Source organism: Rapidithrix thailandica (genome assembly GCF_039710355.1).
Lineage (GTDB): Bacteria > Bacteroidota > Bacteroidia > Cytophagales > Flammeovirgaceae > Rapidithrix > Rapidithrix thailandica.
In genome coordinates this window covers 1-7,915 of record NZ_JBDKWZ010000035.1, presented here as the reverse complement: position 1 = coordinate 7,915, position 7,915 = coordinate 1, and the positions used below count along the sequence as shown (strand labels likewise).

The 7,915-nt window shown below is 28.8% G+C and carries 7 protein-coding genes; all 7 read left to right on the top strand.

Features of this window, described 5'->3' with window-relative positions:
- The first annotated feature begins 3 nt into the window (after nucleotides 1–3).
- The 7 genes from AAG747_RS29010 to AAG747_RS28980 all read left to right on the top strand — a co-directional run bounded on the left by AAG747_RS29010 (nucleotide 4) and on the right by AAG747_RS28980 (nucleotide 7,730).
- On the top strand, nucleotides 4–120 hold the full coding sequence (locus tag AAG747_RS29010) for an SAF domain-containing protein (protein ID WP_346824770.1): 117 nt from the start codon (nucleotides 4–6) through the stop codon (nucleotides 118–120).
- Nucleotides 121–200: 80 nt separating this feature from the next.
- The gene (locus tag AAG747_RS29005) at nucleotides 201–1,520 is read left to right on the top strand and encodes a capsular polysaccharide export protein, LipB/KpsS family (RefSeq protein ID WP_346824769.1); all 1,320 of its coding nucleotides are present in this window, start codon (nucleotides 201–203) and stop codon (nucleotides 1,518–1,520) included.
- A gap of 111 nt (nucleotides 1,521–1,631) precedes the next feature.
- The gene (locus tag AAG747_RS29000; RefSeq protein ID WP_346824768.1) at nucleotides 1,632–2,798 is read left to right on the top strand and encodes a hypothetical protein; all 1,167 of its coding nucleotides are present in this window, start codon (nucleotides 1,632–1,634) and stop codon (nucleotides 2,796–2,798) included.
- The gene (locus AAG747_RS28995; RefSeq protein ID WP_346824767.1) at nucleotides 2,795–3,544 is read left to right on the top strand and encodes an acyltransferase; all 750 of its coding nucleotides are present in this window, start codon (nucleotides 2,795–2,797) and stop codon (nucleotides 3,542–3,544) included. The genes AAG747_RS29000 and AAG747_RS28995 overlap by 4 nt, the downstream gene beginning before the upstream one ends.
- A gap of 117 nt (nucleotides 3,545–3,661) precedes the next feature.
- Complete coding sequence (locus tag AAG747_RS28990) at nucleotides 3,662–5,002, top strand: MATE family efflux transporter (RefSeq protein WP_346824766.1); 1,341 nt, start codon at nucleotides 3,662–3,664, stop codon at nucleotides 5,000–5,002.
- Between the two features lie 21 nt (nucleotides 5,003–5,023).
- Nucleotides 5,024–6,280 carry an O-antigen ligase family protein gene (locus AAG747_RS28985; RefSeq protein ID WP_346824765.1) on the top strand — a complete coding sequence of 419 codons (1,257 nt, stop codon included), beginning with the start codon at nucleotides 5,024–5,026 and terminating at the stop codon, nucleotides 6,278–6,280.
- 313 nt (nucleotides 6,281–6,593) lie between these two features.
- On the top strand, nucleotides 6,594–7,730 hold the full coding sequence (locus tag AAG747_RS28980) for a glycosyltransferase (protein ID WP_346824764.1): 1,137 nt from the start codon (nucleotides 6,594–6,596) through the stop codon (nucleotides 7,728–7,730).
- Nucleotides 7,731–7,915 lie beyond the last annotated feature (185 nt).

Below are 7,915 nucleotides of genomic sequence, written 5' to 3'. Positions count from 1 at the left end.
TCTATCCGCCCAGGTTATGGACTGCACCCTAAATATTTAAAAGGTATTTTAGGAAAAACCGTGACACAGGATTTAAAAAGAGGAATACCGCTTACATGGACTTATTTAGAAAATAAATAAAATGATTTGATTTTGAATTATGAGAACGAAGTAGTTCTTATTACATTAAAAGTAAAATTAACTGAAGGGCCATAGTTGTAATGAAAATACTATTTGTTGAAAATCGGTATAAAACCTATTTTTATGATGCAATAGCGAAGGAATTGTTAGAGAGGGGGTATGACGTTTATTGGATTATTCAGAATCACATGTTTAAACCTTCCAATGGAAAAATAGAAGTAATTCCTTATCCTACAAATCATGGATTATTAAATAAAAGTAATTGCTTGTCAGCCTATGAAAAGGTAATAAAGTCAGATAGGCAATTAAATTTTTTTTCTTTAAAAACCACCAGTCATATATTTTATTATCAATTTACAATAGAAAGGGTTATTGATAAATTGAAGCCAGATATTGTGTTTGGTGAAGCTACTGCATTCCATGAATTACTGACTATAGAAATTTGTAAAGGGAAAAATATTTTATATTTAAACCCTTCTACATGTAGATACCCTGTTGGTAGGTTTTCATTCTATAAGTATGACACTTTAGAACCATATAAGGGTTCTCAACAGGTGATAACAAATTCTGAAGCCTTATCAATCATAAATCAAATAGTGAACAGAAATGTAAAGCCAAATTATATGAATTTGGTTCAAATACAGAATCGAAAAAGATTTTATGATAAATTAAAAATTTTGAGAGGATATTATGGCGGTGACAAATACAACACTCCATCCCCTATTGTTAAATGGAGGAAAGAGAAATATAAAAAATTGTTGATAAAACAATGGGAAGATATAGCATATAAAGAAGTTGCTGATGGAGATCAAGCTGCTTTGCTATACCCAATGCAAATGCAACCAGAAGCAAACATTGATGTGTGGGGACGAGAATACAGAGATCAATTTAATCTTATCAAAGAACTGGCAAAACAGCTGAGTAAGAATGAAATACTGTATATAAAGCCAAACCCTAAATCAAAATATGAGATTTCTAAAGAGCTAATAAATTATTGTGACAATGCAAATAATGTAAAGTTGATTAGTCATCAAACCCCTATGGAAAAAGTATTTCCAAAAGTTGATTTAGTCATAACAGTTACAGGAACTATCGCGATTGAATGTATTTTGGCAAATAAACCGGTTTTAACTCTAGTTGAAACAATAAATAATACTGTTGCAAATTGTGTTTATTTAGATGATATCGGCACTATAGATAGTTATATAAAATCAGTAAAAAAAGATGCTTTCCCTAAGTTGTCTAATAGTGACAAAATAAAATTTTTGAATTTGTTGATTTCAACAAGTTACAATGGGGTTATTTCAGATCCATTTATGGATAAAAATAGTGTTTCAAATCAGAATATTAAACATATTGTAGGGGCTTTTGACGATATATTATCAGGCTTGAATGTGTGAACAAATAATGTTGCGTATATACTACAATGTTTTAATAATGATGAAGCTTTCCTACTATTATGATTTTTCATAGATAACAATTTTCAAGACATTTTAATTATACTAAGTAAGTTGATTCCTAAAATCAGAACTGCCTTATTTGATAAATTAACATTACTACTGTTAGTCGGGAGTATATACCTTTCACCATTAATAGAAGCCCGTTTTAATTTAAGTTATTTCAGAGAAGTAACTTTTGCTTGTTTTTGGTTAATGTGGCTTTTTACTTTTATTTTCTTTAATAAGAAACAATTAATAGATATTGGTATTCTAGTTTATACGGCTCTTGCTAGTGGTCTATTAGTTATTTCAGCACCTTTTTGGTTGAGTTATGCAACTGTTAACTCTTACCTTGGAGTAATAACAGCCTGTTTAGTATTTACATTAGACTTTAATTTTTTTTGTAAACTATTAAAAGTTATAGTACATATAAATACATTAATAATTACTTCTGAGTATGTCTTTCAAGAGTACTTATTTGTATCAATAATTGAAGTAGAAGGCGAGGCTGTCGAATTATCTAAAAAACTTTTTGGGGGGGCAATTGGAATATTTAGAGCTAAAGGACTTTTTGAAGGGCCATTAACCTTAGGGCAGTTTTGTATTGGTACTTCTTTACTCTTTTATAAAGATACAAGAATTTTAGTATTTAATTTGCTAGCATGTATTTTAGCTAATTCAAGGTTAGGAATCCTGTGTATAAGCAGTATTTTAATCGTTAAATGGGTATTCAGTTTAAATATTGAATCTATATGGAAAATATCTACTCAAAAGATTTTTTACCTTGCCATTGGTCTAATTTCTTTAATAGTTGTTTTTATTAAACTAGATTTTCAATCTGTTCATAGAATTCTATCTATGTTCAATTCTGAACATTCAACTAATTCTGCAAGATTTCATTTTTGGACCTTAGGTTTGAAAGAGTACCTTTCTTACGAACCAATAAATTTACTACTCGGAAAAGCAGGGTACTTTAGGAGTATGGCAAAAAATAGTAGTGAAAATAGTTTTCTTTTTCTGTTACTGGAAAATGGTTTGCTAGGCTTTTTATACTATGTTTTTCCTCTATTATTCTTGTCCGTTATTGCTTCATTTAAACATGTTTTTTTCCTGTTGTTATTTGGTATCTTAACTTTTTGTTTGTTTATACAAACTTATTATTTGGGAGCGTCTGCAAATTTATTGTTATGGTTATTCCTATTTAAAACATATGTTGAATTTAGAGGGAAATTGAGATGAAAGTAAAAAAAATTATAACTCTATTAATCTGTTTATGCTTTCCAAGTAGAGCATTACCATTTTTACTAAGAATATTAGGTTATAAAGTTGGTGAAAAAATAAAAATTGGGTTTTCAATAATTTGGTTAGACTCAATTGAGCTTAAGGATAATGTTAAAATTGGACATTTTAATTTGGTAAATGTTGCTTCATTAAATATGTCAAAATATTCCTATTTACAAAATTTTAATATTTTATCAGGACCAATTAATGTATTACTAGATGAGAAAGCATCTTTTGGTAATTTTAATATAGTTCGCAGAGCGCCAATCGGTATTACATATGGAAAGGCTGAAATAAAGCTTGGGCAGTTGGCTAGAATTACATCTTCACATTATATAGATTGTACCAGGAATGTGGAAGTAGGGGACTTCTCTATTTTGGCAGGTAAAAATAGTCAAATTTGGACTCATGGATATTACCATGACCAAAAAGGGCCTGGTAGGTATAGGATTGATGGAGACGTTAAAATTGGTTCAAATGTTTATGTAGGATCAAGGTGTATATTTAATTTGGGTGTAAAAGTCGTTGATGGAGTTACCATTGGAAGTGGAGCAATAGTTTCTAAATCTTTAAATAAAAAGGGTTTATATGTGAGTCAACGTTTACGGCATATTGAAACTAATGCTGATATGGCAAAGGCAAGCCTTTTTAAAATTGACAAAGAAGGTCTTTGTGAAGAAGTATATGAAAAGCGTATTTCCTGACCACTAAAAGGTACCAATATTTTAGAATACTCAACCACTATATATTACTTAGAAACTGAGGTTCTAATATAATATATTTCACTACTTTAAAGAAAAATAGGCATTGTTGTTTATTATATGATTTTTAGAAAAATTTTGTTACCCCTTCCATTTATATCTAAAAATAAACCTAAGTATTCATCTGGTAAAAAGCTGGGAGTAATAGTACTTTTTTTTGCGACATTTACTGTTGCAAAGCTTTGTGTGTTTGGCGCACCACTTTTATTATCAAATTTATTGAATTTAGAGATTTATGGAACTATAGAATTTGCACTATCTCTTGGAGCTTATCTAGGTATTGTTTTTAATTATGGCACAAATGCATCTTTCCCACATCTTGTAATTAAAAGAAGTAAACAAGGATTTATTGGAGCTTTCTATTTACATCCTATTTTATTATCGATGATTTTTTTGCTTTTAATATTTAATATCTATTGTGATAGGCTTTCACTATCACAGTCCCTACCAATTTTAATTGCATTAGGACTTTCCTTACAACAATTCTACTCGACAATATTAAAATCATTTTCTAAACCCATTTTTGCGGTTTTATTAGATTCTGGGTTGTTTATTATTCTCACAATTCTTTGTCTTTGTATATATTTTAAAATTTGCTATTTTTCGACTTTATTAATGTACCTATTTATAGGTGGCTATCTGTTGTTGTTATTTCTGATTTCTTATTTAAATTTTTTTCGTTCGAAACTTTCTCTAAAAGAGCTATTCAAAAAATACCAAATTATATTACAGTTTGGATTGCCTACAATTCTCTCTTCTTTTTTGGTAATGACACTTACTGCTAGTGGTAGAGTTATAACTGAAATCTTTTTACCTACAAGTTATGTGGGTATTTATTCTTTTTATTTTCGTATAGCTGCAATTGTTGTTATGTTATATCAGGTGGTGAATATATTATTTTTTAAGAAAATATATTTATCCAATTCAGACGAATTGGATAAATATATTTCAATCTTTTTATTTGTGATTTTACTATTAGGAGTTGTATGTAGGATATTAGTTCCATTATTGTTTTATGAGCATTTTTCTATTTTAAAAGAATCATATAATGAAAATCAGAATGTTTACACTTATTTTGTTTTTCAAATGGTTTTTTGGGTAAGTATGACTTTAAACGAAACATTTACTTATAGAGAGAATCTTTCGAAGACTGTGAATACTTATTTCATTTATATAGTATTGTGTTATAGTGTAGCAATATTTACAATAGATTTATTTCATACGGTTTCATTAATTTGGATTGTCATAACTCAAACGATATGCTTATACCTTGCAACAGAGTGTCAGTTTAGAGTATTCAAATTAGAAAGTGGGATAAGATTTCCAAAGACCAGGCTTGTTAATTTTGTCACATTATTATTTTTAATCTTGAGTTTTTTATACTCAAATATCTTGGTATAAGGCATGATAAGCACTTTGAAAATGCTAATTAATTCAAATTCTTTAATAGAGGATGTTAACTATATTCTACTTGTTTTAATTGCTGTTTTTATGCCTATTGGTATAACAGCTAGTAGTATAATAATAATACTATTGGTATTGCTTTGGATATTGAGCAAAAAGTTCTCTCAAACATTTGTTAGCTTAAAAAATAGGAAATTATTAATTCCATTAATTGTATTTTATCTTTTGCATGTGATTGCTTTATTATATACCAAAAATATCGATAGCGGTCTATTTGCTTTAGAAGTAAGGCTTTCTATGTTAATCTTTCCAATAGTTATTGGGGGAATTACTATAACAACCTCTAGAATCAGAAAGATTTTGTTGACCTTTTCATATTGTATATTCTTCTATTCATTATTGTGTTATTTTGTTGCTGTTTATAAAAGCAATGGAATGTTGTTTGAAACTTCTCCAGCATGGCGTTCCCCTTTCAATAGAGAGAATTATACAAGTCCTATCTTAGGTATTCATCCATCATATTTTTCAATGTATGTGATATTTGCAATACTTATTTTATTCGAGGATGTTATAACCAATATAAAAGCAGCAAAGTCCAAAATTAAAATTGCATCAAATCTTATAATAATACCAATTTTAATATTTACTTTATTTAATTTAAGTTCACGAACATCCTTAGTTATTTTTGTACTTTTCTTTTTAACATTTATTTATAGAACCTTAAATCTATTCAGTAATAGAAAATATAAAATTATATCTTGGGGAGTGTTTATTTTTATTGGTTTTGCTATTTATGCATTATTTTTTAATGAAAAGTTATTATATAGGTATTCTGATAAAAACAGCTATTGGAGGAAAGAGCTTCAATGGGTTTCTGCAATTGATGTATTTAAAAAATCTCCAATAGTCGGAGTATCACCTGGTGATGCCTTAGATGAATTAATGACATCATATGAAAAATACAATTATCAAGAAGGAGTTGATACTGAATTTAATGTGCATAACCAACATTTGCAAACTTTAAATTCTTTAGGTCTGATTGGTTTGATATTATTTGAACTCACCTTGATTTTGCCTTTTTTAAAATCTGTCAAACAAAAAAATTATCTAATTGCCAGTTTTTTTATTCTATTTGGGCTGTCTGTAATGACAGAATCTATGTTGAGAACGCAGAAAGGGGTTATATTTTATTCATTTTTTAGTTCACTTTTATTACTTTATTTGTATAGGGTTGAAGAAGAGCTGACAAATAAAAGTATTGCTACCCATTCTTAAAAATACCTAAATTAATGTTAGATGATATGTGTTGGCCTTTATTTAAAAATTTAGGAAGAGATTCTTCAAACAAATCTAATGAGGACTAAATAATTTTTTATATTAATTGGTTTTGGGATATTTGGATAAACCTATATATAATAGGTAGTTTTTTGATTTTATTTTTTACTTAAAAACAAGTATTCCATTAATTTTGCAATTGTTTGATTTTTGTTCCAACCATTGATTTATCTTAGGTGTCGTTTACAAGTGGCGAAAGGTTTGTATTTAAGTAGTTGTCAATAAAAACAATAGTTAGGTTAATTATTCTAAAATGAAAGTACTACAATTTGGAAGGTATTATCCACCAAATGTTGGAGGAATTGAAACTGTAATGAAGGATATCACAGAGGGCCTGAATAATGTGGGTGTGCAATGTGATGTATTATGTTCGAATGATAAATATTCATATAAAGTTGATGAGATTTCTAACTATTTGGTTTTTAGAACTAAAACTTTAGGGTCATTCCTTTCAACTTCATTAACACCGCAGTTAATATTGAAATTGAAAGAAATTTGCAATCACTATGATATAATACATTTGCATTACCCTGATCCAATAGCGACACTTGCATTGTATTTAGTAAATCCTTCTCAAAAAATTATAGTGCATTGGCATAGTGATATTATAAGACAAAAGCTTGCTTTAAAGTTTTTTGAACCTTTACAAAATTGGTTATTAAAAAGAGTTGATAAAATCATTGCAACTACACCAAATTATATCGTTGGCTCAAAATATCTTAGAAGTGTTAGAAATAAGACAATTGCTGTCCCTATTGGTATTGATACAAATATTTTGAAACCTGAAATGCCAGGTGTAAATAAAATTAGACAAAAGTTTAAAGGGCGGAAAATAGTATTTTCCTTAGGTAGATTGAGATACTATAAAGGGTTTGAATATTTGATTAAAGCAGCTCAATATTTAGATGATTCATTTATAATTTTGATAGGCGGTGATGGAGAGCTGAAAATAAAGTTACAAGAGTATATAAAGTCCTTACATCTTGAACATAAAGTTAAGATGTTAGGTAAAATACCAGATCAAGAGTTAGCTAACTATTATAAAGCTAGTGATGTGTATTGCATGAGTTCAATCGCTAGGAGTGAGGCGTTTGGAGTTGTGTTAATTGAAGCAATGAGTTTAGCTAAACCTATAGTTGCTACAAATATTGATGGATCAGGAGTGAGTTGGGTAAATTCTGATAGTGAGACTGGCTATAATGTTGAACCTAAAAATCCAAGAGCTTTGGCCAAAGCAATAAAAATAATAGCGAATAACCCTAAATTGAAGGCTAAATTTTCGACAAACGCTGAGAATAGATTTCATAACTATTTTACAAGAGAGCAAATGATTGAAAATATCCACAATATATATACAGAAGTATTACATGAAGAAGAGGTTTTCGTTTAGTTAAATTGTTTTATCAGAAACCATCTTAGTAATTGTAGATACCCCAAAATTTGGGACAGTAGCTAGTGTTATGTTAATCATTAAATGACGGATAAAGTCTTTTTAGTTTCACTCTTGATTCCTTGGTGGTAAACTGCCAGTTTATCCGACTTTCTTTGTTGTTGCGGTCATTTTGCCAAGCATTC

What these genes read in the sequence shown, in the direction of transcription:
- AAG747_RS28990 (WP_346824766.1), top strand. Translation starts at nt 3,662, where the DNA reads ATGATTTTTAGAAAAATTTTGTTACCCCTTCCATTTATATCTAAAAAT.
- AAG747_RS28985 (WP_346824765.1), top strand. Translation starts at nt 5,024, where the DNA reads ATGCTAATTAATTCAAATTCTTTAATAGAGGATGTTAACTATATTCTA.
- AAG747_RS29005 (WP_346824769.1), top strand. Translation starts at nt 201, where the DNA reads ATGAAAATACTATTTGTTGAAAATCGGTATAAAACCTATTTTTATGAT.
- AAG747_RS28980 (WP_346824764.1), top strand. Translation starts at nt 6,594, where the DNA reads ATGAAAGTACTACAATTTGGAAGGTATTATCCACCAAATGTTGGAGGA.
- AAG747_RS28995 (WP_346824767.1), top strand. Translation starts at nt 2,795, where the DNA reads ATGAAAGTAAAAAAAATTATAACTCTATTAATCTGTTTATGCTTTCCA.